24 protein-coding genes are annotated in these 26,889 nt (G+C 71.1%); 5 read left to right on the top strand and 19 right to left on the bottom strand.

All coding sequences use genetic code 11. The annotated features are described in order from the left end of the window. Window positions 1-145 precede the first annotated feature (145 nt). Window positions 146-1,348 (bottom strand): FAD-dependent oxidoreductase, encoded by a 1,203-nt coding sequence (locus tag ACWC9R_RS16125; RefSeq protein WP_450732084.1) that lies wholly within the window; start codon window positions 1,346-1,348, stop codon window positions 146-148. Window positions 1,349-1,627: 279 nt separating this feature from the next. Between ACWC9R_RS16125 and fahA the strand changes: the two genes are divergently transcribed. Beyond that, window positions 1,628-2,830 (top strand): fumarylacetoacetase, encoded by a 1,203-nt coding sequence (fahA, locus tag ACWC9R_RS16120; RefSeq protein WP_450732082.1) that lies wholly within the window; start codon window positions 1,628-1,630, stop codon window positions 2,828-2,830. 234 nt (window positions 2,831-3,064) lie between these two features. Beyond that, window positions 3,065-3,547: a hypothetical protein gene (locus tag ACWC9R_RS16115; RefSeq protein WP_362605816.1), complete on the top strand. Its 483-nt coding sequence runs from the start codon at window positions 3,065-3,067 to the stop codon at window positions 3,545-3,547. Window positions 3,548-3,630: 83 nt separating this feature from the next. Here the strand turns inward: ACWC9R_RS16115 and nuoN are convergent, their stop codons facing one another. Genes nuoN through ACWC9R_RS16045 form a run of 14 tightly spaced genes read right to left on the bottom strand, consistent with a single transcriptional unit; the run spans window position 3,631 to window position 19,868 of the window. Then, window positions 3,631-5,283, bottom strand: a complete 1,653-nt coding sequence (gene nuoN, locus ACWC9R_RS16110) for an NADH-quinone oxidoreductase subunit NuoN (protein WP_450732080.1) — start codon at window positions 5,281-5,283, stop codon at window positions 3,631-3,633. Next, window positions 5,280-6,938, bottom strand: coding sequence for an NADH-quinone oxidoreductase subunit M (locus ACWC9R_RS16105; RefSeq protein ID WP_450732079.1), 1,659 nt, complete (start codon window positions 6,936-6,938; stop codon window positions 5,280-5,282). Before ACWC9R_RS16105 ends, nuoN begins: the two co-directional genes overlap by 4 nt. A 3-nt stretch (window positions 6,939-6,941) precedes the next feature. Then, entirely contained in the window at window positions 6,942-8,825 is a 1,884-nt protein-coding gene (nuoL, locus tag ACWC9R_RS16100; RefSeq protein WP_450732077.1) for an NADH-quinone oxidoreductase subunit L, read from the bottom strand. Between the two features lie 13 nt (window positions 8,826-8,838). Next, window positions 8,839-9,138 carry an NADH-quinone oxidoreductase subunit NuoK gene (nuoK, locus tag ACWC9R_RS16095; RefSeq protein WP_006604821.1) on the bottom strand — a complete coding sequence of 100 codons (300 nt, stop codon included), beginning with the start codon at window positions 9,136-9,138 and terminating at the stop codon, window positions 8,839-8,841. Beyond that, window positions 9,135-10,007: an NADH-quinone oxidoreductase subunit J gene (locus ACWC9R_RS16090; protein ID WP_393365564.1), complete on the bottom strand. Its 873-nt coding sequence runs from the start codon at window positions 10,005-10,007 to the stop codon at window positions 9,135-9,137. Before ACWC9R_RS16090 ends, nuoK begins: the two co-directional genes overlap by 4 nt. Beyond that, window positions 10,004-10,594: an NADH-quinone oxidoreductase subunit NuoI gene (nuoI, locus tag ACWC9R_RS16085; RefSeq protein WP_450732075.1), complete on the bottom strand. Its 591-nt coding sequence runs from the start codon at window positions 10,592-10,594 to the stop codon at window positions 10,004-10,006. Before nuoI ends, ACWC9R_RS16090 begins: the two co-directional genes overlap by 4 nt. After that, on the bottom strand, window positions 10,587-11,975 hold the full coding sequence (gene nuoH, locus ACWC9R_RS16080; protein ID WP_450732073.1) for an NADH-quinone oxidoreductase subunit NuoH: 1,389 nt from the start codon (window positions 11,973-11,975) through the stop codon (window positions 10,587-10,589). Before nuoH ends, nuoI begins: the two co-directional genes overlap by 8 nt. Next, window positions 11,972-14,530: an NADH-quinone oxidoreductase subunit G gene (locus ACWC9R_RS16075; RefSeq protein ID WP_450732071.1), complete on the bottom strand. Its 2,559-nt coding sequence runs from the start codon at window positions 14,528-14,530 to the stop codon at window positions 11,972-11,974. The genes nuoH and ACWC9R_RS16075 overlap by 4 nt, the downstream gene beginning before the upstream one ends. Continuing rightward, the gene (gene nuoF, locus ACWC9R_RS16070) at window positions 14,527-15,909 is read right to left on the bottom strand and encodes an NADH-quinone oxidoreductase subunit NuoF (protein ID WP_450732069.1); all 1,383 of its coding nucleotides are present in this window, start codon (window positions 15,907-15,909) and stop codon (window positions 14,527-14,529) included. Before nuoF ends, ACWC9R_RS16075 begins: the two co-directional genes overlap by 4 nt. Next, the gene (gene nuoE / locus ACWC9R_RS16065; protein WP_450732190.1) at window positions 15,909-16,763 is read right to left on the bottom strand and encodes an NADH-quinone oxidoreductase subunit NuoE; all 855 of its coding nucleotides are present in this window, start codon (window positions 16,761-16,763) and stop codon (window positions 15,909-15,911) included. The genes nuoF and nuoE overlap by 1 nt, the downstream gene beginning before the upstream one ends. A 35-nt stretch (window positions 16,764-16,798) precedes the next feature. Next, a complete protein-coding gene (locus ACWC9R_RS16060) occupies window positions 16,799-18,172 on the bottom strand; it encodes an NADH-quinone oxidoreductase subunit D (protein WP_450732067.1) in 1,374 nt (457 codons plus the stop codon). Beyond that, a complete protein-coding gene (locus tag ACWC9R_RS16055) occupies window positions 18,172-18,948 on the bottom strand; it encodes an NADH-quinone oxidoreductase subunit C (RefSeq protein WP_450732066.1) in 777 nt (258 codons plus the stop codon). Before ACWC9R_RS16055 ends, ACWC9R_RS16060 begins: the two co-directional genes overlap by 1 nt. Beyond that, on the bottom strand, window positions 18,945-19,499 hold the full coding sequence (locus ACWC9R_RS16050; RefSeq protein ID WP_450732065.1) for a NuoB/complex I 20 kDa subunit family protein: 555 nt from the start codon (window positions 19,497-19,499) through the stop codon (window positions 18,945-18,947). Before ACWC9R_RS16050 ends, ACWC9R_RS16055 begins: the two co-directional genes overlap by 4 nt. 9 nt (window positions 19,500-19,508) lie before the next feature. Continuing rightward, window positions 19,509-19,868: an NADH-quinone oxidoreductase subunit A gene (locus ACWC9R_RS16045; RefSeq protein WP_030262580.1), complete on the bottom strand. Its 360-nt coding sequence runs from the start codon at window positions 19,866-19,868 to the stop codon at window positions 19,509-19,511. A gap of 725 nt (window positions 19,869-20,593) precedes the next feature. Between ACWC9R_RS16045 and ACWC9R_RS16040 the strand changes: the two genes are divergently transcribed. Continuing rightward, on the top strand, window positions 20,594-21,391 hold the full coding sequence (locus tag ACWC9R_RS16040; RefSeq protein WP_450732063.1) for a C40 family peptidase: 798 nt from the start codon (window positions 20,594-20,596) through the stop codon (window positions 21,389-21,391). A gap of 285 nt (window positions 21,392-21,676) precedes the next feature. Continuing rightward, entirely contained in the window at window positions 21,677-22,501 is an 825-nt protein-coding gene (locus ACWC9R_RS16035; RefSeq protein ID WP_450732061.1) for an ATP nucleotide 3'-pyrophosphokinase, read from the top strand. A 61-nt stretch (window positions 22,502-22,562) separates the two neighbouring features. Here ACWC9R_RS16035 and ACWC9R_RS16030 read toward each other — a convergent pair whose 3' ends face one another. Continuing rightward, window positions 22,563-23,900: a geranylgeranyl reductase family protein gene (locus ACWC9R_RS16030; protein WP_450732188.1), complete on the bottom strand. Its 1,338-nt coding sequence runs from the start codon at window positions 23,898-23,900 to the stop codon at window positions 22,563-22,565. A gap of 81 nt (window positions 23,901-23,981) precedes the next feature. Here ACWC9R_RS16030 and ACWC9R_RS16025 point away from each other — a divergent pair, with 81 nt between their 5' ends. Next, window positions 23,982-24,515, top strand: coding sequence for a GNAT family N-acetyltransferase (locus tag ACWC9R_RS16025; RefSeq protein WP_450732060.1), 534 nt, complete (start codon window positions 23,982-23,984; stop codon window positions 24,513-24,515). A 126-nt stretch (window positions 24,516-24,641) separates the two neighbouring features. On the opposite strand, the gene ACWC9R_RS16020 is transcribed toward ACWC9R_RS16025, so the two are convergent. The 3 genes from ACWC9R_RS16020 to ACWC9R_RS16010 all read right to left on the bottom strand — a co-directional run. Further along, entirely contained in the window at window positions 24,642-25,343 is a 702-nt protein-coding gene (locus ACWC9R_RS16020) for a demethylmenaquinone methyltransferase (RefSeq protein ID WP_450732059.1), read from the bottom strand. A 63-nt stretch (window positions 25,344-25,406) separates the two neighbouring features. Then, window positions 25,407-25,958 (bottom strand): imidazolonepropionase-like domain-containing protein, encoded by a 552-nt coding sequence (locus ACWC9R_RS16015; protein ID WP_450732058.1) that lies wholly within the window; start codon window positions 25,956-25,958, stop codon window positions 25,407-25,409. 7 nt (window positions 25,959-25,965) lie between these two features. Continuing rightward, the coding region (locus ACWC9R_RS16010) for a CofH family radical SAM protein (RefSeq protein WP_450732057.1) at window positions 25,966-26,889 on the bottom strand (924 nt) is incomplete at its 5' end.

The following is a 26,889-nucleotide window of genomic DNA, read 5'->3' as shown; positions in this document are numbered from 1 at the left end:
CGGCCATGGCCGGAAACCCCCACACCGTCACCGCCGTGCCCCAGGGGGACGCACCGGGTCACCGCCGCCCGTCGAAAGCGCCATGTTCCAGGACGACTTCCGCCCCCGCGCAGGCCGCCCGCCTGACCGTACGGGGTGCCCCGCCTCACCCGTACGCCCGCGCCACCGCCCGTGCCAGCCGCGGCGAGGCGAACTCCGTGCCGCACACGAAGCGCATCACCGGCCCGAACGAGGCGGCCGCCGGCAGCCCCGTGAAGTACAGCCCCGGCACGGACGAGCCGAACCCGGCGTCCAGCAGCGGCCCGCCGGCCCGTGCCACGATCCCGGTGCGCAGCCCCTGGCCCAGGAAGTCCAGCGCCGCCAGATCCATCCGGTAGCCGGTCGCGGCCAGCACGTGGTCGGCGACGACCTCCCCGCCCTGCCCGTCGGCGCCGCGCAGCGCCAGCACGGGGCGGCCGTCGCGCACCGTGGCCCGGATGAGCCGCCGCCCCTGTGTCACCCGCACCCGGTCGGTGAAGCGCTCCCGCAGCCACCACGCGCCCCGCGGGCCGGGCGCCCGGCGCCCCAGATACCGCCGGGCGGGCACCGGCAGCCGCCGGAAGGCACCGGCGTGGTGCGTCAGCGCGTACCGCGACCAGGCGTGGCCGAACGGCGACGACGGCCGCCGTCGCTCCCGGTGGTCCGGCGGCGCGCCGAAGCCCACCGCGGCGGGGCCGCGCGCCACCACCCGGACGGCCGCCGCGCCCGCCTCGGTGAGCAGCACCGCGCTCTCCAGCGCCGACTGCCCGGCACCGAGCACGACCACGTCCCGGCCGGCCAGCGCGGACAGGTCGTGGTGCTGCGAACTGTGCGAGACCGGCCCGGTGGCGGAGGGGCCGTCCGGGAGCGCGCCGGCCAGTTCCGGCGGGAGCTGCGCCTGCCCGGTCAGGCCGGTGGCGATCACCACCGCCCGCGCGCCGGCCTGCTCACCGCTGTCCAGCTTCAGCTCGAAGCCGTCGCCCCGCCGGTCGACCGAGACCACCCTGACCTGCTCCAGTGCGGGGACCAGCCGCCGCTGCACCCACTGCCCGTACCGGACATAGGTCTCCACGGGGATCAGGTCCCGGTCCGAGCCGTAGGGCCCCTCCCCCGTCGCCGCGCAGAAGTCGGCGAGGGTGTGGCCGGGGTGGGGAACGGCGATGCCCGACGCCGCGGGCGCCGTCGTCAGCAGCATGCCCGCGGGCATGCCGGTGCGCCAGCTCACCATCGGCTCCCCGAAGACCCGCACCGGGACGCCGAGGGCCTGAAGGTGCGCGGCCGCGGAGAGGCCGTACGGACCGGCCCCGATGACCGCTACCGGAGTGCTCACGTCGGTCCCTCCCTCGGGTGGAGAACGGCGGCCACCGCTGGCCAGGGAAGGAAATTAGGGCTGAATTGCGCAGTGTAGCAAGGCTTTTCCGGACATGACGGATGCGTGGGGCGCGGCATTCCGCGCACCCGGCCACCGTCTGCGTACGTATCCGCGCCCTCACGCCCCGGGACCGCCCCGCCACCCACCGCCCGGCCGTAATCTGATCGACGGCCCCACGGCCCGCGGGCCACCAGGCCCCGGCCGCCCACCGGCGACGACGCACGCGAGGAGCTGTCCATGCCCGAGCAGAGCCCGTTCGACCTGGCGGAAGGCGATCCCTTCGGCCCGCACAACCTGCCCTACGGCGTCTTCAGCACCGCCGACGCGCCCGGCCGGCGCCGCCTCGGCGTCCGCTACGGCGACCGGGTCCTGGACCTGAGCGCCCTGCCGAGCGCGCTGCCCGCCGCCATCCACCCGCACGCCGAACTCCTCGCGGCGCCGACCCTCAACCCGCTGCTGGCCGCCGGCCGTCCCGTCTGGCAGCAGATCCGCGCGGCCGTCCACAGTGCCGTGACCGACCCCGCGCACCACGACGAGGTGGCGCCGCTGTTCCACCCGCTGGACGAGGTCACGCTGCACCTCCCCTTCGAGGTCGCCGACTACGTCGACTTCTACGCCAGCGAGCACCACGCCACCAACGTCGGCCGGATCTTCCGCCCCAACGACGCGGCGCTGACCCCCAACTGGAAGCATCTGCCGATCGGTTACCACGGCCGGGCGGGCACCGTGGTCGTCACCGGCACGCCGGTCGTCCGGCCGCACGGCCAGCGCAAGGCCCCCGCGGACGAGGCGCCCTCCTTCGGCCCGTCCGGCCGCCTCGACATCGAGGCCGAGGTCGGCTTCGTCGTCGGAGCGCCCTCCACCCTCCACGAGTCCGTCGCCCTGGGGTCCTTCCGCGACCACGTCTTCGGCGTCTGCCTCCTCAACGACTGGTCCGCGCGCGACATCCAGGCCTGGGAGTACGTGCCGCTCGGCCCCTTCCTCGGCAAGTCCTTCGCCACCTCGGTCTCCGCCTGGATCACCCCGCTCGACGCCCTCGACGAGGCCCGTACGCCGCCGCCGGCCCGGGACCTGCCGCTGCTGCCCTACCTCGACGACGCGGACGCGGAGCCGGGCGGGATCGACATCCGTATCGAGGTGCGCCTCAACGGCGAGACGGTCTCCCGGCCGCCGTTCTCCGCCATGTACTGGACGGCCGCCCAGCAGCTCGCCCATATGACCGTCAACGGGGCCTCGCTGCGCACCGGCGATCTGTTCGCCTCCGGCACCGTCTCCGGGCCCGACCCCGACCAGCTCGGCTGCCTGCTGGAACTCACCCAGGGCAAGGGCCCCTACCTCCAGGACGGCGACGAGGTCACCCTCACCGCCTGGGCGCCCGGCCCCGGCGGCGCCCGGATCGGCCTGGGCGAGGTCACCGGCCGCGTCCTGCCCGCGGGATGACCGGCGGCCCGCGCGGCCTCCCGTAGGAGCGCGCCGGCCGGGCGGGGCCCCATACCGGGCCCGCCCGGCCCGCGGCGCCCCGCCGCGACCCCCAGGGCACCGCGGGGGCGCCGCCTCGTCACAGCCGCACACCAAGTCCGTACCGGCCCTGCCGCAATCGGGGCGACGGCCCGGACGGCGGCCCGGAGCCGCTGCTAGCCTCACGTCTCCTGTCCCACAACGGAGGAGACGTACGTGCGCAAGGCAGCGCAGATCGCCGGGGCGGCAGCCATCGCCGCGATGCTGCTCAGCGGTTGCGGAAGCAGCGGCGGCAACGACAACGGCACCGACAGCAAGCCGAGCAAGTCGCCGGACCACGCGCCGTCGACTCCGGACAAGCCCGCGGACTCCGCCGCGTTCGAGGGCGCCTGGAAGGCGGGCACCGAGAAGAGCCCGCTGATCCTCGTGATCCAGAAGGGCACCGTCGCGTTCAGCAACGGCCACAAGGCCGCCTGTCTGGGCAAGGTCCAGGAGATGGCCGGGATGACCATGGCCGCGCTCAAGTGCACGGACGGGGACACCACCCGCACCATGGGCACCCTCAAGCCCGGCGCGGACGGCAAGACCCTGTCCGTCGACTGGAAGAACGGCCCCACCGAGAAGTACACGAAGTCCAGCGACGGCAGCGTGAAGATCCCCGACATGCCGGAGATGCCGAGCGGGATGCCCAAGAGCTGACCCCGCGCGCCACGCACACGGCCGCCGCCCGGAACCCCCCGAGGGCTCCGGGCGGCGGCCGTCGCCGTACCGCGCGCCGCCGCTCAGCGCACGAAGACCCCCGCCTGGCCGGCCAGGTCGAGGAAGTACTGCGGCGCCAGGCCGAGCACCAGGGTGACCGCGACGCCGATCGCGATGGCCGTGGTCGTCAGCGGGCTGGGCACCGCGACGGTCGGGCCGTCCGCCTTGGGCTCCTGGAAGAACATCAGCACGATGACGCGGATGTAGAAGAACGCGGCGATGGCCGACGAGAGCACACCGACCACCACCAGCCAGCCCGCCCCGCTCTGCGCCGCCGCCTTGAAGACGGCGAACTTCCCGGCGAACCCGGAGGTCAGCGGGATGCCCGCGAAGGCCAGCAGGAAGACCGCGAAGACCGCGGCCACCAGCGGCGAACGCCGGCCGAGCCCGGCCCACTTGGACAGCTGGGTGGCCTCACCGCCGGCGTCCCGCACCAGGGTGACCACGGCGAACGCGCCGAGCGTCACGAAGGAGTAGGCACCCAGGTAGAAGAGCACCGAGGAGATGCCCTCCTCGCTGGTGGCGATGACACCGGCGAGGATGAACCCGGCGTGCGCGATGGAGGAGTAGGCCAGCAGCCGCTTGATGTCGGTCTGGGTGATGGCGACGATCGCCCCGCCCAGCATCGTGATGATCGCGACGCCCCACATCACCGGCTGCCAGTCCCAGCGCATCCCCGGCAGCACGACATACAGCAGGCGCAGCAGCGCGCCGAAGGCCGCGACCTTGGTGGCGGCCGCCATGAAGCCGGTGACCGGGGTCGGGGCGCCCTGGTAGACGTCCGGGGTCCACATGTGGAACGGGACCGCGCCGACCTTGAACAGCAGTCCCATCAGCACCAGCGCCGCCCCGATCAGCAGCAGCGCGTCATTGCCCATCGTGCCGGCCAGCGCCGGATCGATCTGCTTGGCGCCGTCCGAGATCACCTCGGCGATCCCGGAGTAGGTGACGGTGCCCGCGTAGCCGTACAGCAGGGCCACGCCGAACAGCAGGAAGGCGGACGAGAAGGCGCCGAGGAGGAAGTACTTCACCGCGGCCTCCTGCGACAGCAGCCGCTGGCGGCGGGCCAGCGCGCACAGGATGTACAGCGGGAGGGAGAAGACCTCCAGCGCGATGAAGAGGGTCAGCAGGTCGTTGGCCGCCGGGAAGACCAGCATGCCGCCGACCGCGAAGAGCGCGATCGGGAAGACCTCGGTGGTGGTGAACCCGGCCTTGACCGCGGCCTGTTCGGCGGCGCCGCCCGGGACGGCCGCGGCCTGCGCCGCGAAGGAGTCCACGCGGTTGCCGTGCGCCGCCGGGTCGAGCCGGCGCTCGGCGAAGGTGAAGACGGCGACCAGGGACACCAGCAGGATGGTGCCCTGCAGGAACAGCGCGGGCCCGTCGACGGCGAGAGCACCCATGGCGGCGATATGCGCCTTGGTCGAGCCGAAGCCGCCGGCCGCCAGCCCGATCACCGCGGCGAACGCGGCGGCCAGCGCCACCACGGCCAGCAGCAGCTGGGAGTGGTAGCGGTGCCGGCGCGGCACGAAACCCTCGATGACGATGCCGAGCACCGCCGCACCCAGGACGATCAGCGTCGGTGCCAGCTGGGTGTACTCGATGTGCGGCGCCGGGATCTTGCCCGGTGCACCGGCCGCCACTGTCCACAGGCTGTGGACACTTGCCACGGAACTCACTTCGCGGCCTCCACGTCTTGATCATGCATGGCACGCCCGGACCGGCCCCCGCCGGGCCCGGCGTCCACCTGCACGGCGGGCTTGGGGTCCTTCTTGTCCACGACGGACAGGGTGTGGCCGACCGCCGGATCGACGAGGTCGGTGAGCGGCTTCGGGTACACCCCGAGGAAGAGCAGCAGCGCGATCAGCGGCGCCACCACCACCAGCTCCCGCGCCCGCAGGTCGGGCAGGCGCTGCACCTCCGCCTTCACCGGCCCGGTCATCGTCCGCTGGTAGAGCACGAGGACGTAGAGCGCGGCGAGGACGATGCCCAGGGTGGCGACGATGCCGACCACCGGATAGCGGCTGAACGTGCCGACCAGGACCAGGAACTCGCTGACGAACGGCGCCAGACCGGGCAGCGACAGGGTGGCGAGGCCGCCGATCAGGAACGTCCCGGCGAGGACCGGGGCGACCTTCTGCACACCGCCGTAGTCCGCGATCAGCCGCGAGCCGCGGCGGCTGATCAGGAAGCCGGCCACCAGCATCAGCGCGGCGGTCGAGATGCCGTGGTTGACCATGTAGAGCGTCGCGCCGCTCTGGCCCTGGGTGGTCATCGCGAAGATGCCCAGGATGATGAAGCCGAAGTGGGAGATCGAGGCATAGGCGATCAGCCGCTTGATGTCCCGCTGGGCCACCGCCAGCAGCGCGCCGTAGAGCACGCTGATCAGCGCGAGCACCAGGATGGCGGGCGTCGCCCAGCTGCTGGCCTCCGGGAAGAGCTGGAGGCAGAAGCGGAGCATCGCGAAGGTGCCGACCTTGTCGACCACCGCGGTGATCAGCACCGCGACCGGCGCGGTGGACTCGCCCATGGCGCCCGGCAGCCAGGTGTGCAGCGGCCAGAGCGGCGCCTTCACCGCGAACGCGAAGAAGAAGCCGAGGAAGAGCAGCCGCTCGGTGCCGGTGCCGATGTCCAGCTTCCCGGCCGCCCGGGCCTCGACGATCTGCTGGAGCGAGAAGGTGCCGGTGCCGAGCTGGTCGGCGGTGACGGCGTACAGCCCGATCACCGCGGCCAGCATGATCAGTCCGCCGGCGAGGTTGTAGAGCAGGAACTTCACCGCGGCGTACGACCGCCGGCTCGCGGCCTGCTCCTCGCCGTCCCCGCCCGCCCGGTCCCCGAAGCCGCCGATGAGGAAGTACATCGGGATGAGCATGGCCTCGAAGAAGATGTAGAAGAGGAAGACGTCGGTGGCCTCGAAGGAGAGGACCACCATCGCCTCGACCGCCAGGATCAGCGCGAAGAAGCCCTGGGTGGGCCGCCAGCGCCGGTTGGGCTCGGCCTCTTCCAGGGGGTCGGCGTCATGCCAGCCCGCCAGGATGATGAACGGGATCAGCAGCGTGGTCAGCGCGATCAGGGCGACCGCGATGCCGTCCACGCCGAGTTCGTAGCGGACTCCGAAGTCGCTGATCCAGGCGTGCGACTCGGTGAGCTGGAACGGGCCCTTCGCGCCGGGGTCGAAGCGGAACGCGACCACCAGCGCCAGCGCGAAGGTGACCAGCGAGAACGACAGCGCGAGCCACTTGGCCACGGTGCGCTTGGCGGCGGGCAGCGCGGCGGTGGCGACCGCACCGGCCGCCGGCACCACGGCCACCGCCGTCAGCAGGGGAAACGACATGGCTCACACACCCCTCATCAGCAGGGTCGCGGCGACGAGGACGGCGGCCCCGCCCAGCATCTGCACCGCGTACGAACGGACGAATCCGGTCTGCAACCGGCGCAGCAGGCCGGAGAGTCCGCCCATCGACGCCGCCGTGCCGTTGACCGCGCCGTCCACGAGGGAGCGGTCGAGCCGGACGAGCGTGCCGGTGAGTTCCTCACCGCCGCGGACGAAGACGACGTGGTTGAAGTCGTCCTGGAGCAGGTCGCGGCGGGCGGCCCGGGTGAGCAGCGAACCGCGCGGGGCCAGCGCCGGAACGGGCTTGCGGCCGTACATCAGCCAGGCGATGCCGACGCCGATGAGCAGCACCACCATCGTCGCGGCGGTGACCGTGGTGGCGCTGACCGGGGAGTGGCCGTGCGCGAACGAGGTGACCGGCTCCAGCCACTTCACGAAGGCCTCGTTGATGCTGAACAGCCCGCCCGCGAAGACAGAACCGACGGCCAGCACGATCATCGGGAGCGTCATGACCTTCGGCGACTCGTGCGGATGCACCTCGCTGGGGTCCCAGCGCTTCTCGCCGAAGAACGTCATCAGCATCACCCGTGTCATGTAGAACGCGGTGATCGCGGCGCCCAGCAGGGCCGCGCCGCCCAGAATCCATCCCTCGGTGCCGCCGCGGGCGAACGCCGCCTCGATGATCTTGTCCTTGGAGAAGAAGCCGGACAGACCGGGGAAGCCGATGATCGCCAGATAGCCGAGGCCGAAGGTGACGAAGGTGACCGGCATGTACTTCCGCAGGCCGCCGTAACGGCGCATGTCCACCTCGTCGTTCATCCCGTGCATCACGGAACCGGCGCCGAGGAAGAGGCCCGCCTTGAAGAAGCCGTGGGTGACCAGGTGCATGATCGCGAAGGCGTAGCCGATCGGGCCGAGGCCGGCGGCCAGGATCATGTAGCCGATCTGCGACATCGTCGAACCGGCCAGCGCCTTCTTGATGTCGTCCTTGGCGCAACCGACGATCGCACCGAAGAGGAGCGTGACCGCGCCGACCACGACGACCGCCAGCTGGGCGGTCGGGGCGGCGTTGAAGATCGCCCCGGAGCGGGTGATCAGATACACCCCGGCGGTGACCATGGTGGCGGCGTGGATCAGGGCCGAGACCGGGGTCGGGCCCTCCATCGCGTCGCCGAGCCAGGACTGGAGCGGTACCTGCGCCGACTTGCCGCAGGCGGCCAGCAGCAGCATCAGCCCGAGGGCGGTCAGCCTGCCCTCGGAGGTGTCACCGGTCGCGGCGAGCACCGGGCCGAAGGCGAAGGTCCCGAACGTCGTGAACATCAGCATGATCGCGATGGACAGGCCCATGTCGCCGACGCGGTTGACGAGGAACGCCTTCTTGGCGGCGGTGGCCGCGCTCGGCTTGTGCTGCCAGAACCCGATGAGCAGGTACGAGGCGAGACCGACGCCCTCCCAGCCGACGTACAGCAGAAGGTAGTTGTCGGCCAGGACCAGCAGCAGCATCGCCGCGAGGAAGAGGTTGAGGTAGCCGAAGAAGCGGCGGCGCCGCTCGTCGTGCTCCATGTAGCCGATCGAGTAGATGTGGATCAGCGAGCCGACACCGGTGATCAGCAGGACGAAGGTCATGGACAGCTGGTCGAGCTGGAAGGCGATGTCGGCCTGGAAGCCGCCGACCGGAATCCAGCTGAACAGGTGCTGGTGCAGGGCACGGTCCTCGGCGCCCCGGCCGAGCATGCCGGCGAAGAGCGCCACCCCGACGGCGAACGACGCCACCGAGAAGAACGTGCCGATCAGGTGGCCGGTGCGGTCGAGGCGGGTGCCGCCGCACAGCAGCAGGGCCGCACCGACCAGCGGTGCCGCGACAAGCAGCGCGATCAAGTTCTCCACTTTGTGCGACCCCTTACAGCTTCATCAGGCTGGCGTCGTCGACCGAGGCCGTATGACGGGTGCGGAAGATCGACACGATGATCGCCAGACCGACCACGACCTCGGCCGCGGCGACGACCATCGTGAAGAAGGCGATGATCTGGCCGTCCAGATTCCCGTGCATCCGCGAGAAGGTGACGAAGGCGAGATTGCAGGCGTTGAGCATCAGCTCGATGCACATGAACACCACGATGGCGTTCCGCCTGATCAGCACCCCGGCCGCGCCGATGGTGAACAACAGGGCGGCGAGATAGAGGTAGTTGACCGGGTTCATTTCTTGGCCCCCTCCGTGCGCTCCTTCGATGCCGCGCCACCGGACGACGGCGGGCCGGGCTCGTCCTCGGTGCCCCGGCCCAGCCAGTCCTCGGAGCGCCGTTCCAGCGCCTTGAGTTCGGCGAGCGAGGCACCGGAGACATCGCGGATCTGGCCGCGCTCCCGCAGCGTCGGGTTGACGCTCAGCTCGGAGACGGTGCCGTCGGGCAGCAGGCCCGGGATGTCGACCGCGTTGTGCCGGGCGTAGACCCCGGGTGCGGGCAGCGGCGGTACCTGCTTGCCCTCGCGGATACGCGCCTCGGACTGCTCCCGCTGCGTCTTCGCGCGCTCCGTGCGCTCCCGGTGGGTGAGCACCATCGCGCCGACGGCCGCCGTGATCAGCAGCGCGCCGGTGACTTCGAAGGCGAAGACGTACTTGGTGAAGATCAGCGCCGCCAGGCCCTGCACATTGCCGCCGGCGTTGGCCTCGCCCAGGCCGTTGAACTCCCTGAGCGAGGCGTTGCCGATACCGGCGATGAGCAGCACGCCGAAGCCGAGGCCCGCGCCGGCGGCGAGCCAGCGCTGGCCCTTGAGCGTCTCCTTGAGGGAGTCCGCCGCGGTGACCCCGACCAGCATGACGACGAACAGGAACAGCATCATGATCGCGCCCGTGTAGACGACGATCTGGACGACGCCGAGGAAGTAGGCACCGTTGGCGAGGTAGAACACCGCCAGGACGATCATGGTCCCGGCGAGCGACAGGGCGCTGTGCACGGCGCGCCTCATCAGGATCGTGCACAGCGCGCCGACGACGGCGACGGTGCCCAGGAGCCAGAACTGCACGGCCTCACCCGTGGAGGTCATCGAGGCCGCGGCGGCGAGGCCGGTCATGCGTTCGCCTCCTTCGCCTGCGAGTCCCCGTCGGCCTTCTCGCCCTTGGAGACCGCGGCCTGACGGACGGTCCCCGGCGCGGCCTCGGTCACCAGGCCCTGGTAGTAGTCCTTCTCCGTCATGCCGGGGTAGATCGCGTGCGGACTGTCGACCATCTGCTCGTCCAGGCCCGCGAGCAGCTCTTCCTTGGTGTAGATGAGCGACTCACGGGACCGGTCGGCGAGTTCGTACTCGTTCGTCATGGTCAGCGCGCGGGTCGGACAGGCCTCCACGCACAGGCCGCAGAGGATGCAGCGCAGGTAGTTGATCTGGTAGACGCGGCCGTAGCGCTCGCCCGGGGAGTAGCGCTCCTCGTCGGTGTTGTCCGCGCCCTCGACGTAGATCGCGTCCGCCGGGCAGGCCCAGGCGCACAGCTCGCAGCCGATGCACTTCTCCAGCCCGTCCGGATGGCGGTTGAGCTGGTGCCGGCCGTGGAAACGCGGCGCCGTCGGCTTCTTCTCCTCCGGATACTGCTCGGTCAGCCGCTTCTTGAACATGGCCTTGAAGGTCACGCCGAAGCCGGCCACGGGGTTCTGGAACTCAGGCACCGTCGCCCCCCTTTCCGTCGTTTCCGATTCCGTCACGGACAGTGTCCGCCCCGCCACTGACAATCAGCTCCCGCTCCCGGCGCGGCCTGCGGCGCGGCACCGGCGGCAGGCTCTGTCCGGGCAGCGGCGGCACGGGGAAGCCGCCCGCCATGGGGTCGAAGGCCCCGTCGCCGTCCGGCTCCTCCTCCTTCTCGGCCCGCCGGAAGAAGTCCACGACGAGGGAGATCAGCAGCAGTCCGACGGCACTGCCGGCGACGTACAGCACGATCTGGGAGAAGTTGTAGCCCTCGTTCTTCAGGGCCCGGACGGAGGCGACCAGCATCAGCCAGACCAGCGACACCGGGATGAGGACCTTCCAGCCCAGCTTCATGAACTGGTCGTAGCGCACCCGGGGAAGGGTGCCGCGCAGCCAGATGAAGAAGAACAGCAGCAGCTGCACCTTGAGGGTGAACCAGAGCAGCGGCCACCAGCCGTGGTTCGCGCCCTCCCAGAAGGTGGAGATGGGCCACGGCGCCCGCCAGCCGCCCAGGAAGAGGGTGATCGCGACGGCCGAGACGGTCACCATGTTGATGTACTCGGCGAGCATGAACATCGCGAACTTGATGGACGAGTACTCGGTGTTGAACCCGCCGACGAGATCGCCCTCGGACTCCGGCATGTCGAACGGGGCGCGGTTGGTCTCGCCCACCATCGCGACGATGTAGATGATGAAGGACACCGGCAGCAGCAGGAAGTACCACCTGTTCTGCTGCGACTCCACGATGGTCGACGTCGACATCGACCCGGAGTAGAGGAACACCGCCGCGAACGACATCCCCATCGCGATCTCGTACGAGATCATCTGCGCGCACGAGCGCAGCCCGCCCAGCAGCGGATAGGTCGAGCCGGAGGACCAGCCCGCCAGCACGATGCCGTAGATGCCGACCGAGGCCGTGGCCAGGATGTAGAGGACGCCGATCGGCAGGTCCGTCAGCTGCATCGGGGTGCGGACACCGAAGATGGAGATCTCGTTGCCCGCGGGCCCGAAGGGGATCACCGCGATCGCCATGAAGGCCGGGACGGCCGCCACGACCGGCGCGAGCAGGTAGACCACCTTGTCGGCCCGCTTGACGACCAGGTCCTCCTTCAGCATCAGCTTGATGCCGTCGGCGAGGGACTGCAGCATCCCCCAGGGGCCGTGCCGGTTGGGGCCGATGCGCAGCTGCATCCAGGCGACGACCTTGCGTTCCCAGACGATCGAGAACAGCACCGTCAGCATCAGGAAGGCGAAGCAGAAGACCGCCTTGATGAGGACGAGCCACCACGGGTCGCGGCCGAACATCGACAGGTCTTCCTGGGCCAGCGGGGTGCCGGCGGCCAGGTGACCGAGCTGCTGGATCATGCGTCCACCTCCTCGGCCGGCGCCGGGGTGCCCGGGGCGGCGGAGATCTTCACCAGGTCACCGGGTTGCGCCCCGGTGTCGGCGGCGACGCCACCGCCCGTGGAGTTGAGCGGCAGCCACACCACCCGGTCGGGCATCGGCGTGACCTGGAGCGGCAGGTGGACCGCCCCGGCCGGACCGGTGACCGCCAGCAGGTCCCCGTCCTTGACACCGGTCTCCCGCGCGGTGGTCTCCGACAGCCGGGCTACCGCGGCGTGCCGGGTGCCGGCCAGCGCCTCGTCGCCCTCCTGGAGCCGGCCCCGGTCCAGCAGCAGCCGGTGTCCGGCGAGGACGGCCTCACCGCTGTCGGGGCGGGGCAGCGGACGCCCGCTCGCCACCGGCTCACCCGCGTACGGGCCGTCCCAGCCACCGAGCCGGTCCAGTTCGCGGCGTACGGCGCGGAGGTCCGGCAGCGCCAGATGGACGTCGAGGGCGTCGGCGAGCATGTGCAGCACCCGGGCGTCCGGCGGCAGATGCCGCCGGGTCATCTGGTCGGGTTTGAGCGCGGCCTCGAACAGCCGCGCCCGGCCCTCCCAGTTGAGGAAGGTGCCGGCCTTCTCCACCACGGCCGCCACCGGCAGGACCACATCCGCCCGCTCGGTGACCTGCGACGGCCGCAGCTCCAGGCTGACCAGGAAGCCGACCCCGTCCAGCGCGGCCAGCGCACGGGCCGGGTCCGGAAGGTCGGCGACCTCGACGCCGCCCACCAGGAGCGCGCCGATCTCGCCGGTGGCCGCGGCCTCGATGATCTGGCCGGTGTCGCGGCCGTGCCGGTGCGGCAGCGCGGCCACGCCCCAGGCCGCGGCGACCTCGTCGCGGGCCCGCGGATCGGTGGCCGGCCGCCCGCCCGGCAGCAGACCGGGCAGGGCGCCCGCCTCCAGGGCACCGCGCTCGCCGGCCCGCCGGGGAATCCACACCAGGCGGGCGCCGGTGGCCGACGCCAGGCGGATCGCGGCGGTCAGCGCGCCGGGCGCCGCCGCCAGCCGCTCACCGACGACGATCACCGCGCCGTCGGCGCGCAGCGCCTCGGCCGCGGTACGGCCCTCGCCCTCCAGGCCGACCCCGCCCGCGAGCGCGTCCAGCCATTCGGTCTCGGTGCCGGGCGCGGACGGCAGCAGCGTGCCGCCCGCCTTGATCAGTCCGCGCGAGGCGTGACCGGCCAGCCCGTACGTGCGCTGGCCGCTCTTGCGATGCGCCTTGCGCAGTCGCAGGAAGACGCCCGGGGCCTCCTCCTCGGCCTCGATCCCGGCCAGCAGCACGGCCGGCGCCTGCTCCAGCGCGGTGTACGTGACACCCCCGCCTCCCCCAGACTCCGTCCGGGAGGTGCCCCCAAGGTCGCGGCCCCGCCCGGCGACCCGGGACGCCAGGAAGTCGGCCTCCTCGGCGCTGTGCACCCGGGCCCGGAAGTCGATGTCGTTGGTGTTCAGCGCGATCCGGGCGAACTTGGCGTAGGCGTAGGCGTCCTCGACGGTCAGCCGGCCGCCGGTCAGCACGCCGGTGCGCCCCTTGGCCGCGGCCAGCCCGCGGGCCGCCGCCGCCAGCGCCTCGGGCCAGCTCGCCGGCTCCAGCTCACCGGACTCCGCGCTGCGCACGAGGGGTTGCTCCAGCCGGTCGCGCTGCTGCGCGTAGCGGAAGGCGAACCGCCCCTTGTCGCAGATCCACTCCTCGTTGACCTCGGGGTCGTTCGCCGCCAGCCGCCGCATGACCTTGCCGCGCCGGTGGTCCGTACGGGTCGCGCAGCCGCCCGCGCAGTGCTCGCACACCGACGGCGAGGAGACCAGGTCGAACGGGCGGGAGCGGAAGCGGTAGGCGGCGGAGGTGAGCGCGCCGACCGGGCAGATCTGGATGGTGTTGCCGGAGAAGTACGACTGGAAGGGGTCGCCCTCTCCGGTGCCGACCTGCTGGAGGGCGCCGCGCTCGACGAGTTCGATCATCGGGTCGCCGGCGATCTGGTTGCTGAAGCGGGTGCAGCGCGCGCACAGCACACACCGCTCGCGGTCCAGCAGCACCTGCGTGGAGATCGGCACCGGCTTGGCGAAGGTGCGCTTCCTGCCCTCGAAACGCGACTCCGGGTCGCCGACCTGCATCGCCTGGTTCTGCAGCGGGCACTCACCGCCCTTGTCGCAGACCGGGCAGTCCAGCGGGTGGTTGATCAGCAGCAGCTCCATCACCCCGCGCTGGGCCTTCTCGGCCACCGGCGAGGTCAGCTGCGACCGGACGACCATGCCGTCGGTGCAGGTGATGGTGCAGGAGGCCATCGGCTTGCGCTGGCCCTCGACCTCCACGATGCACTGCCGGCAGGCGCCCGCCGGGTCCAGCAGCGGGTGGTCGCAGAAGCGCGGGATCTCGATGCCGAGGAGTTCGGCGGCACGGATGACCAGCGTCCCCTTGGGGACGGAGATCTCGATGCCGTCGATCGTCAGGGTGACGAGGTCCTCCGGCGGGATCGCCGGCCCGCCGCCTCCCGCGGGACCCGCTGCGGAGCCGCTGTCCGACCCCGTGGTCGTCACGGTCATGCCTTCACCCCCAGGTGAGCGTCGTTGTCGGCCCAGAGCGTCGACCTGGCCGGGTCGAAGGGGCAGCCGTTGCCGTTGAGGTGCTGCTCGTACTCCTCGCGGAAGTACTTGAGCGAGGAGAAGATCGGCGAGGCGGCGCCGTCGCCGAGGGCGCAGAAGGACTTGCCGTTGATGTTGTCGGCGATGTCGTCGATCTTGTCGAGGTCGCCGGGCCGCCCCTTGCCCGCCTCGATGTCCCGGAGCAACTGCACCAGCCAGTACGTCCCTTCACGGCAGGGCGTGCACTTGCCGCAGGACTCGTGCGCGTAGAACTCGGTCCAGCGGGTGACCGCCCGGACCACACAGGTGGTCTCGTCGAAGCACTGCAGCGCCTTGGTGCCGAGCATCGAGCCGGCCGCGCCGACGCCCTCGTAGTCGAGGGGGACGTCGAGGTGCTCGTCGGTGAACATCGGCGTCGAGGAGCCGCCCGGCGTCCAGAACTTCAGCCGGTGGCCGCGCCGCATCCCGCCGCTCATGTCGAGCAGCTGGCGCAGCGTGATGCCCAACGGGGCCTCGAACTGGCCGGGGTTGGCCACATGGCCGCTGAGCGAGTAGAGCGTGAAGCCCGGGGACTTCTCGCTGCCCATGGACCGGAACCAGTCCTTGCCCCGGTTCATGATGGCGGGAACCGAGGCGATGGACTCGACGTTGTTCACGACAGTGGGGCAGGCGTACAGGCCCGCCACCGCCGGGAAGGGAGGGCGCAGCCGGGGCTGTCCGCGACGGCCCTCCAGGGAGTCCAGCAGCGCGGTCTCCTCACCGCAGATGTACGCGCCGGCGCCCGCGTGCACGATCACGTCCAGGTCGAGCCCCGAGCCCAGGATGTTCCGCCCGAGGAAGCCCGCCGCGTAGGCCTCGCGCACGGCCTCCTGCAGCCGCCGCAGGACGGGCACGACCTCACCGCGCAGATAGATGAAGGCGTGGTTCGACCGGATCGCGTGGCAGGCGATGACGATGCCCTCGATGAGGGAGTGCGGGTTCGCGAAGAGCAGCGGGATGTCCTTGCAGGTCCCGGGCTCCGACTCGTCGGCGTTGACCACGAGGTAGTGCGGTTTGCCGTCGCCCTGCGGGATGAACTGCCACTTCATCCCGGTGGGGAAGCCCGCGCCGCCGCGGCCGCGCAGCCCGGAGTCCTTGACGTAGGCGATGACGTCGTCCGGGGGCATGGCCAGCGCCTTGCGCAGCCCCTCGTAGCCCTCGTGCCGGCGGTAGGACTCCAGCGTCCAGGACGCGGGCTGGTCCCAGAAGGCGGACAGGACGGGCGTCAGAAGCTTCTCGGGGTGGGTCTCCCCGCCGGCCTCGCGCCGGGAGGCACCGCCGTGTTCGGCTGCCACCGTCATCACTCCCCCTCCTCTGCTGTGGGGCCTGCCGGGTGGTGGTCATCCGAGGCCGACGTCTGCTGCGGTGCTTCATGGGAGCTGGGGTGGCCCGAGGGCGCCTCGTCGTCGGGGTGGCCGGACGGGGGCTCGCCGGTGGACGGGCCGTCGGCCGTGGTCCGCGGGGAGACGACATGGTCGGCGCCGCGGCCGGGGGCGGCCTCGCCCTTGGCCAGCCGCAGCCCGATCAGCGAGGCGGGGCCGGCGCCGCCGGTGGCCTCGACGGCGCCCGGCCGCTCGTCCGGGAAGCCGGCGAGCATCCGGGCCGTCTCCTTGAAGGTGCACAACGGCGCACCGCGGGTGGGCTCGACGGTCCGCCCGGCCCGCAGGTCGTCGACGAGCCGCCGGGCGGACTCCGGCGTCTGGTTGTCGAAGAACTCCCAGTTGACCATCACGACCGGGGCGAAGTCGCAGGCCGCGTTGCACTCGATGTGTTCGAGGGTGACCGCGCCGTCCTCGGTGGTCTCGCCGTTGCCGACGCCGAGGTGCTCCTTGAGGTCCTCGAAGATGGCGTCACCGCCCATCACCGCGCACAGCGTGTTGGTGCAGACCCCGACCTGGTAGTCCCCGCTGCGCTTGCGGCGGTACATGGAGTAGAAGGTCGAGACGGCGGTGACCTCGGCGGTGGTGAGGTCGAGCATCTCGGCGCAGAAGCGGATGCCGGTGCGGGTGACGTGCCCTTCCTCGGCCTGGACGAGGTGCAGCAGCGGCAGCAGCGCCGAGCGCGCTCCGGGGTAGCGGGCGATCACCTCCCTGGCGTCCGCCTCCAGCCGGGCCCGTACGTCCGCCGGGTAGTCGGGGGCGGGGAGCGCGGGCATCCCCAGCTGCACGTCCTGGTTTGCCGGAGTGGCGTTCACCGGTCGACGCCTCCCATCACGGGGTCGATGGACGCGACGGCGACGATGACGTCGGCGACCTGGCCGCCTTCGCACATCGCCGCCATGGCCTGCAGGTTGGTGAAGGACGGGTCGCGGAAGTGCACCCGGTAGGGGCGGGTGCCGCCGTCGCTGACCACATGCACGCCCAGCTCGCCCTTGGGCGACTCGACAGCCGCGTAGGCCTGTCCGGGCGGGACCCGGAAGCCCTCGGTCACCAGCTTGAAGTGGTGGATCAGGGCCTCCATGGAGGTGCCCATGATCTTCTTGATGTGGTCGAGGGAGTTGCCCAGGCCGTCCGGCCCGAGGGCCAGTTGGGCGGGCCAGGCGATCTTCTTGTCCGCGACCATCACCGGGCCGGGCTCCAGCCGGTCCAGGCACTGCTCGACGATCCGCAGCGACTGCCGCATCTCCTCCAGCCGGATCAGGAACCGGCCGTAGGAGTCGCAGGTGTCGGCGGTCGGCACCTCGAAGTCGTAGTCCTCGTAGCCGCAGTACGGCTGCGTCTTGCGCAGGTCGTGCGGCAGTCCGGCGGAGCGCACGATCGGCCCGGTGGCGCCGGTTGCCATACAGCCGGCCAGGTCGAGATAGCCGATGCCTTCCATCCGGCCCTTGAAGACGGGGTTGCCGGTGGCGAGTTTGTCGTACTCGCCGATGTTCTTCCGCATCTTCTTCACGAACTCACGCACCTGGTCGACCGCGCCCGGCGGCAGGTCCTGGGCGAGGCCGCCGGGCCGGATGTAGGCGTGGTTCATCCGCAGGCCGGTGATCAGCTCGTAGAGGTCGAGGATGAGTTCCCGGTCGCGGAAGCCGTAGATCATGATCGTGGTGGCGCCCAGCTCCATCCCGCCGGTGGCGATGGCCACGAGGTGGGAGGACATCCGGTTGAGCTCCATCAGCAGCACCCGGATCACCGACGCCCGGTCGGGGATGTCGCCGGTGATGCCGAGCAGCTTCTCCACGGCCAGGCAGTAGGCCGTCTCGTTGAAGAAGGGCGTCAGGTAGTCCATCCGCGTCACGAAGGTCGTGCCCTGCGTCCAGGTCCGGAATTCGAGGTTCTTCTCGATGCCGGTGTGCAGGTAGCCGATCCCGCAGCGGGCCTCGGTGACGGTCTCGCCGTCGATCTCCAGGATCAGCCGGAGCACCCCGTGGGTGGACGGGTGCTGCGGCCCCATGTTGACGATGATCCGCTCGTCGTCGGCCTTCACCGCGGCCGCGGCGATCTCGTCCCAGTCGCCACCGGAGACGTTGTAGACGGTGCCCTCGGTGGTCTCGCGGGCCAGGGACTCCCGGGTGTCGAAGTCGCTGGAGGTGCGGTGGCCGGACGAGTGGGAGTGCGGTGCAGTAGTCATCAGCTGTACGACCTCCGCTGGTCGGGAGCCGGGATCTGGGCGCCCTTGTACTCGACGGGAATGCCGCCGAGCGGGTAGTCCTTGCGCTGCGGGAAGCCCTGCCAGTCGTCCGGCATCATGATCCGGGTCAGCGCGGGGTGGCCGTCGAAGACGAGGCCGAAGAAGTCGTAGGTCTCCCGCTCGTGCCAGTCGTTGGTCGGATAGACCTCCACGAGCGAGGGCACGTGCGGGTCGGCGTCCGGGGCGGAGACCTCCAGCCGGATCAGCCGGTTGTGGGTGATCGAGCGCAGGTGGTAGACGGCGTGCAGCTCGCGGCCCTTGTCACCGGGGAAGTGCACCCCGCTCACCCCCGTGCACAGCTCGAAGCGCAGCGCCGGGTCGTCGCGCAGAATCCTGGCGACGGCCGGCAGCCGGCCGCGCTCGATGTGGAAGGTCAGCTCGGCGCGGTCCACGACGGTCTTCTCGATGACGTTCTCGGGGACCAGGCCCTGTTCGTCGAGGGCGCCCTCCAGCTCGTCGGCGATCTCGTCGAACTCGCCGTAGCCCTCCTCGGTGCCGCGCGGTCCGCCGTACGGCCGCTGGGAGGCGCCGGGCAGCCGGACGGTACGGACCAGGCCGCCGTAGCCGCTGGTGTCCCCGCCGTTGTTGGCGCCGAACATGCCGCGGCGGGTGCCGATCGCCTCGCCGGTGTCCTCGCGCTGCGCGGGAACGGCCTCGTCCTGACCGTTCTGGCCGTTCTGCTCGCCGGAACCCTCGGGGTTCTTCTGCTCACTCACCGCAGCAGCCCCTTCATCTCGATCAGCGGCAGGGACTTGAGCGCCGCCTCCTCCGCCTCGCGGGCGGCCTCCTCCTGATTGACCCCGAGCTTGGTGTTCTGGATCTTCTGGTGGAGTTTGAGAATCGCGTCCATCAGCATCTCGGGACGCGGCGGGCACCCCGGCAGATAGATGTCGACGGGCACGATGTGGTCGACGCCCTGCACGATCGCGTAGTTGTTGAACATGCCGCCCGAAGAGGCGCAAACCCCCATGGAGATCACCCACTTCGGGTTCGGCATCTGGTCATAGACCTGCCGCAGCACGGGCGCCATCTTCTGGCTCACCCGGCCGGCCACGATCATCAGGTCCGCCTGGCGCGGTGAGCCGCGGAAGACCTCCATGCCGAAGCGGGCGAGGTCGTAGCGCCCGGCGCCGGTGGTCATCATCTCGATGGCGCAGCAGGCCAGTCCGAAGGTCGCGGGGAAGACCGAGGACTTCCGCACCCAGCCCGCGGCCTGCTCGACAGTGGTCAGCAGAAAGCCGCTCGGCAGCTTCTCTTCCAGTCCCATGTGTGCCCCCTAGTCCCATTCCAGGCCGCCACGACGCCAGACGTAGGCGTAGGCGACGAAGACGGTGAGCGCGAAGAGGAGCATCTCGACGAGCCCGAAAAGCCCCAGGGCGTCGAAGGTGACGGCCCAGGGATAGAGGAAGACGATCTCGATGTCGAAGACGATGAAGAGCATCGCCGTCAGGTAGTACTTGATCGGGAAGCGGCCGCCACCGGACGGTTGTGGCGTCGGCTCGATTCCGCACTCGTACGCCTCGAGCTTGGCCCGGTTGTAGCGCCTGGGCCCGACGAGGGTGGCCATCACGACGGAGAAGATCGCAAAGCCTGCCCCGAGGGCTCCCAGTACGAGGATGGGCGCGTAAGCGTTCACCGTCCTCGCTCCCTTCAGTCGACGATGACTGGATGGCGGTCCGCACGGGCCCTCCGGCTGCCCCATGGAGATCGTGCACATGTGAGGCAGTTCACAAGCCCGAGCGCCTGCATCTTATGCCCGCTGGTCTGTGATCTGCGACACGGGGGTGGACAACGCCTTTGTGATCTCCACCACCCGGCGAAGGATCATGAAGTCGGATGAGCGGTGATCTTCATACGCGAAGCGCGCGAGTGATCACGAGAGGTGACATTCACGCGTGTTACCGCTGGTCAGCGCGCGATGGCCAATATCAAGTGGTTGCCGATCCAGGCAAATTGGCGCTGGACGCGACCAACTGGTATATGCGGCGGGCCCGTCGGCGCGGCCCGCTCGTGACCCGGTCGTGATCGCCGGTACGTGCTTCCGTTCACGAGCGAGTGGCCGACGTCAGATCACGGGAACATAACGGACACTCAAGAGTGACCTATCCCACGCTATTTCCAGCACTAAGTGCTTGACGCCCGGGAAGCCTTGGCGTGGCGGATGAGGAAGTGGTAAGCCCCCGCCGGGCCCGCGTGGAGCAGCAAATGCCATGCGTAGGAACATGATCGCGAAATTCGGACATCCCGCTGCCGGTGCGGCACGCAGGGCAAAAGTCCGGTTTGTTCGTCGCGTACACGTCAAGTGTGGCGCACTGCACCTTTCTTGGCAGCAACCAGCGGCTCCTGATAGCCGTTGTTGCCATGTCCCCGAACGCACTCATACCCAGCCACCGGAAGCCCCGCCGTCCTTCCGCGTCCTCGCGGGCGCTGCGCGCGGGCGTGACCGGTGGCTTCCTCACCCTCGCGGTGACCGGCGCCACCGTGCCGGCCAACGCCGCGTCGAAGCCCGTCTCCGAAACCCAGGAGATGCCGACGATCACGACGGCGCTCGCCACCAGCGCCGCCAGGAGCGCCGACACGGCCGAGCAGGCCGCGTTCAACTACGAGCGCCAGGCGCTCCAGGACAACGCCTTCTCGCAGGCCGCCAAGGCCGCGGAGAAGCACAAGGCCGAGGCCGTCAAGAAGGCCAAGGCCGAGGCGAAGAAGAAGGCCGAGGAAGCCCGTAAGGCCAAGGAGGCCGCCGAGGCCCGTGCCTCGCGCTCCTCCGAGCGTTCGACCCTGTCCGCTCCCGCGTCCAACGCCACCGGCAGCACCGCCACGCTCGTCTCCTTCCTCAAGGCGCAGCTCGGCAAGGCCTACGTGCTGGGCTCCAGCGGCCCCTCCTCGTACGACTGCTCCGGCCTGACGCAGGCCGCGTTCAGCCAGATCGGCATCGACCTGCCGCGGGTCTCCCAGGACCAGTCCACCCAGGGCACCCAGGTCGGCCTGGACAACCTCCAGGTCGGCGACATCCTCTACTGGGGCAGCGCGGGCAGCGCCTACCACGTCGGCGTCTACGTCGGCGACGGCAAGTTCATCGGCGCCCAGAACTCCAGCACCGGCATCGTCGAGCGCCCCCTCGACTACGACATGCCGACCGGCGCGGTGCGCGTCCTCTAGGACCACCACCCGCACGACGTCACCGAAGGACCGCTCCTCTCGCCGCTCGGGAGGGACGGTCCTTCGTGTGTCCGGGGCGCCGGGCGGGCCCGCTGTCCCAGAGCCCCGTCACCGCCGTCCGACGGATCGTTTCGCGCCGACCGGCGCCACGATCAAGCCAGGTACGGGCACGAAGCCCGCCCGTGGAGCTACCGGGACGCGGTGCGCGCCGTTGCACCTCTCGCCCTGTGCCGCAGATGCCGCTTTTGCGGCATGCGGCATCGCAGAGAGAGGAACCGCGCTTCGATGAACACCCCGCGTACCGCCCACCGCCTCGTCAGCCGGGCCGCGACGGCCGCCGCCCTGGCCACCGCGCTCGGCCTGGGCGCCGTCCCCCCGGCGACCGCCGCGGCCCCTTCCGCCGCCCCGTCCGCCGCCCGGCCCGCCGGCCCCGCCCCCGACGGCGGCTGGCGTCAGCACGGCCTGCATCTGACGGCCGCCGAGAACAGGAAGGTGGACGGCTTCGTCGCCCGCGCCCGGCAGGCCGAGCGCTCCATCAGCCCCCAGGTACGGGCGGCCGCCAGAATCAGCCATGCCGAGCTGACCGGCTTCGACCAGCGGCTGAAGTCACCGGACTCGCTCAAGCGCAAGGTCGCCACCTGGATGCGGGAGACACCGGGGCAGACCGTGGACGCCTCGCTGCGCCAGGTCAACGACGCGGTCCGCTTCACCCTCCAGTGGCCGTCCGGCACCTACAGCCAGGGCGTGCGCACCGCGGCCGGGCTGCTGGCCGCCTGGGGCAACGACTCCACCCGCTGGGCCAACACCTGGCACCGTGCCGCCGGCTACAAGGCGGTCAACTCCGCCTGGCGCGCGCCCCGCTCGGGCCAGCTCTTCGAGGTCCAGTTCCACACCCCGGAGAGCAAGGCGGCGCAGCTGGAGACGCACAAGCTGTACGAGGAGCAGCGGCTGCCCGGCACCCCGCCCGCGCGGGTGCGGGAACTCCAGGAGCAGCAGAACGCGATCTTCGCGGCGGTGCCGGTCCCGCCGGGCGCCGAGCGGCTGACCGCCCCGGCCCGCCGGCTGCCGTCCCCGGACCCGGCGCGCAGACTCCCCGTACCCGCCGGCTGACGGGCGGCGGCACGAAAGGGGCCGGCCCGGGATCTTCCGTCCCGGACCGGCCCCGCCGATTTCACGCCTTCGGGGCGACCTTGCTCAGCCCGTTGATGATGCGGTCCATCGCGTCGCCGCCCGTGGGGTCGGTGAGGTTGGCGAGCATCTTGAGGGTGAAGCGCATCAGCAGCGGGTGGGTCAGCCCGCGCTGGGTGGCGACCTTCATGACCTTGGGGTTGCCGATGAGCTTCACGAAGGCTCGGCCCAGGGAGTAGTAGCCGCCGTAGGTGTCCTTGAGGATCTTCGGGTAGCGCTGCAGGGCCAGTTCGCGCTGCGCGTACGTGGCGCGGGCGTGCGCCTGCACGATGACCTCGGCGGCGAGGGCGCCGGACTCCATGGCGTAGGCGATGCCCTCACCGTTGAACGGGTTGACCAGCCCGCCCGCGTCACCGACCAGCAGCAGGCCCTTGGTGTAGTGCGGCTGGCGGTTGAAGGCCATCGGCAGCGCGGCACCGCGGATCGGCATGGTCATGTTCTCCGGGGTGTAGCCCCAGTCGGCGGGCATCGAGGCGCACCAGGCCTTGAGGATCTCCCGCCAGTCCAGCTCCTTGAAGGCCGAGCTGGAGTTGAGGATGCCGAGGCCGACGTTGCTCGTCCCGTCGCCCATGCCGAAGATCCAGCCGTAGCCGGGCAGCAGCCGGTCCTGGGCGCCGCGGCGGTCCCACAGCTCCAGCCAGGACTCCAGGTAGTCGTCGTCGTGGCGGGGCGAGGTGAAGTACGTACGGACGGCCACGCCCATGGGGCGGTCCTCGCGCCGGTGCAGGCCCATGGCCAGCGACAGCCGGGTGGAGTTGCCGTCAGCGGCGACGACGAGCGGGGCGTGGAAGGTGACCGGGGTCTTCTCCTCGCCGAGCTTGGCGTGCACACCGGTGATGTGGCCGGTCAGCTCGTGGACGATCGGCGCGCCCACGTTGCAGCGCTCGTACAGCCGCGCCCCGGCCTTCTGCGCCTGCCGGGCCAGCTGCTCGTCGAAGTCGTCGCGCTTACGGACCAGGCCGTAGTCCGGGTAGGAGGCCAGATCCGGCCAGTCGAGCTGGAGCCGGGAGCCGCCGCCGATGATCCGCAGGCCCTTGTTGCGCAGCCAGCCCGCCTCCTCGGAGATATCGATGCCCATCGACACCAGCTGCTTGACGGCGCGCGGGGTCAGCCCGTCGCCGCAGACCTTCTCGCGCGGGAAGGCGGTCTTCTCCAGAAGGAGCACATCCAGGCCGGACTTGGCGAGGTGATAGGCGGTCGCCGAGCCCGCCGGCCCGGCACCGACGACGATCACATCCGCGCTGTGCTCCGATCGGGCGGGGCTCACGGAATCGGTCACGGACGCGGAATCGGTCACGGCGCTGTCTCCCGGAAAGTCGATATCTGGATATCTGGGTGCCGACCGGCACCGGGCACGTCAGTCTATGGGGGCCGTGGTGATCAGAACCTGAAGGGTTGTGCCGTGAAGTCTGTGAACACCCCGCCCGCACACCGACCGCTTCCCGCCGTCGAGCTGCGCGTGCCCACCGATGAGGACGCGATGAACTGGCACCGGGTCTTCAACGACCCGGACGTCATGGAGTTCCACGGCGGCGCACCGGCCGAACTCTCCGTCTACGAGGAGCTCACCGCCCGCCAGCGCCGCCACCACGCGGAGCGTGGATTCTGCCTGTACACGCTGGTGGACCCGGAGGACGGCACGGTCCTCGGCTTCACCGGCGCCCAGCCGTGGCCGTGGGACTGGGGCCCGGCGGGCGAGATCGAGATCGGCTGGCGGCTCTCCCGTGCCTCCTGGGGCAGGGGCTACGCCACGGCCGCGGCGCAGGCGGCGCTGGAGTCCGTACGGGCGGCCGGCGTCCGCCGTGTGGTCGCCATGGTGGACGCGCGCAACGAGCGGTCGCTCGCGGTGACCCGGCGGCTCGGCATGCGGCAGGAGGAAACAGTGATCACGCCGACCGGGCGGCGGGAGGCGTACTGCCACCGGCTGGATCTGTGAACACCCCGACGCATACGGGAAAGGGCGCCGCGGACCCGTCCGCGGCGCCCCGCGCCCCCTCGGCCGGACGGTGACAACGGCCGGACGCGGGACGGGCGGAGGCGCCGCCCCCGCCGCCCGCCGGTGTCAGCTCTCGGCCGGCCTGCGCCCGCGGTGCAGCGCCACGACGCCACCGGTCAGATTGCGCCAGGCCACCTCGGTCCAGCCCACGCCCTGCAGCCGGGCGGCGAGTTCGGGCTGGTTGGGCCAGGTGCGGATGGACTCGGCGAGGTAGACGTAGGCGTCCGGGTTGCTGCTGACCGCGCGGGCGACCGGCGGCAGCGCCCGCATCAGGTACTCGGTGTAGACGGTCCGGAACGGCGCCCAGGTCGGCTCGCTGAACTCACAGATCACCACCCGGCCCCCGGGCTTGGTGACCCGGTACAGCTCCGCCAGCGCGGCGTCGGTGTCCTGGATGTTGCGCAGCCCGAAGGAGATGGTGACGGCGTCGAACACCGCGTCGGCGAACGGCAGCCGGGTACCGTCCCCGGCCGTGAACGGCAGCCACGGATGGCGCTTGCGGCCCTCCCCCAGCATGCCGACGGAGAAGTCGCACGGCACCACGTACGCCCCGGCCCTGGCGAACGGCAGCGAGGAGGTGCCGGTACCGGCCGCGAGGTCGAGCACCCGCTCGGCCGGCCGGGCGGCCACCGCGCGCTCCACCTCCCTGCGCCACAGCCGCGCCTGCCCCAGGGAGAGCACGTCGTTGGTGAGGTCGTAGCGCGCCGCCACGTCGTCGAACATCGCGGCGACTTCGTGCGGCTGCTTGTCCAGGGATGCTCGGGTCACCCGGCCATTGTCCACCGTGCCGGGGCCGGGGGACGCACCGGGCACGGCCCGGTACGCGTGCCGTCAGCGGCGGCGGTACACCAGACGGCCGCCGAGGACGGTGGCCAGGCAGCCGCCGTCCGCGGCGAGGACCGCGAAGTCGGCCGGGCCGCCGGCGGTCAGCGTGCGGGGGCGGCCGCCGGGCGGCTCCGCGAGCCCGGACCGCCGGACCGCCGTACGGACCGCGGGCCGGGTGAACGGCCCGGTCAGCGAGGTCGTCCCGGCGGCCAGCAGACGCTGCAGACCCCGGCGGGCGCCGGCGCCCCAGCGGGTCTCGGTCATGTCGAGCGCGGCGAGCGCGGCGCCGGTGACCGGTTCGCTGCCCAGCTCGTCGGCCTCGCGCGGGTCGGGCTGGTAGGCGCCCTCCAGCAGCGCGGCGCCCTCCGGTTCATGCCGGCCGGGCGTCAGCACACCGTCCCACTCCCGGACGCGCGCCCGGTCGCCGTAGGCCGCCAGCAGCTCCTCGTACGGGCCGATGGCCGCGATACGGGCGCCGTCGACGACGACCGCATGCCCGGGGACCGGCTCCCCGTCCGGGCCGGTCCGGACACCGCGGACACGGTGAAGCGTCAGCACCTGGGGCTCAGTTGGCCTCGACGAGCTTCAGCTCCGGATGTGCCGTGCCGCCCTCGATCGCGGTCGAGGAGAGATGCGAGACGACCTTGTCGTCGACCGGGTCGTTGGCCGGGTCGTCGTGGACGAGCAGGTGCTCGTAGGTGGTGGCGCGCTGCGCCGGGACCCGGTCCGCCTTGCGGATCAGGTCGATGATCTCCATGCGGTTGGAGCGGTGCTTGGCGCCGGCGGAGGAGACCACGTTCTCCTCCAGCATGATCGAGCCGAGGTCGTCCGCGCCGTAGTGGAGCGACAGCTGGCCGATCTCCTTGCCGGTGGTCAGCCACGAGCCCTGGATGTGCGCGACGTTGTCGAAGAAGAGCCGGGCGAGGGCGATCATGCGCAGGTACTCGAAGAGGGTGGCCTGCGTCTGGCCCTTCAGGTGGTTGTTCTCCGGCTGGTAGGTGTACGGGATGAAGGCGCGGAAGCCGCCCGTACGGTCCTGGACGTCGCGGATCATCCGCAGATGCTCGATCCGCTCGGCGTTGGTCTCGCCGGTGCCCATCAGCATCGTGGAGGTCGACTCCACGCCCAGCTCGTGGGCCGTCTCCATGATCTCCAGCCAGCGCTCGCCGGACTCCTTCAGCGGGGCGATGGCCTTCCGGGGGCGCGCCGGCAGCAGCTCGGCGCCGGCGCCCGCGAAGGAGTCGAGGCCGGCGGCGTGGATGCGCTGGATGGCCTCCTCCACCGACACCTTGGAGATCCGGGCCATGTGCTCGACCTCGGAGGCGCCGAGCGAGTGGATGACCAGCTGCGGGAAGGCCTTCTTGATCGCGGAGAAGTGCTCTTCGTAGTACTCGACGCCGTAGTCCGGGTGGTGGCCGCCCTGGAACATGATCTGGGTGCCGCCCAGCTCCACGGTCTCCGCGCAGCGGCGCAGGATGTCGTCGAGGTC

Source organism: Streptomyces sp. NPDC001219 (assembly GCF_053597915.1).
Note: the sequence above shows the minus strand (reverse complement) of the source record. Positions and strands in the feature narration are given on the sequence as shown.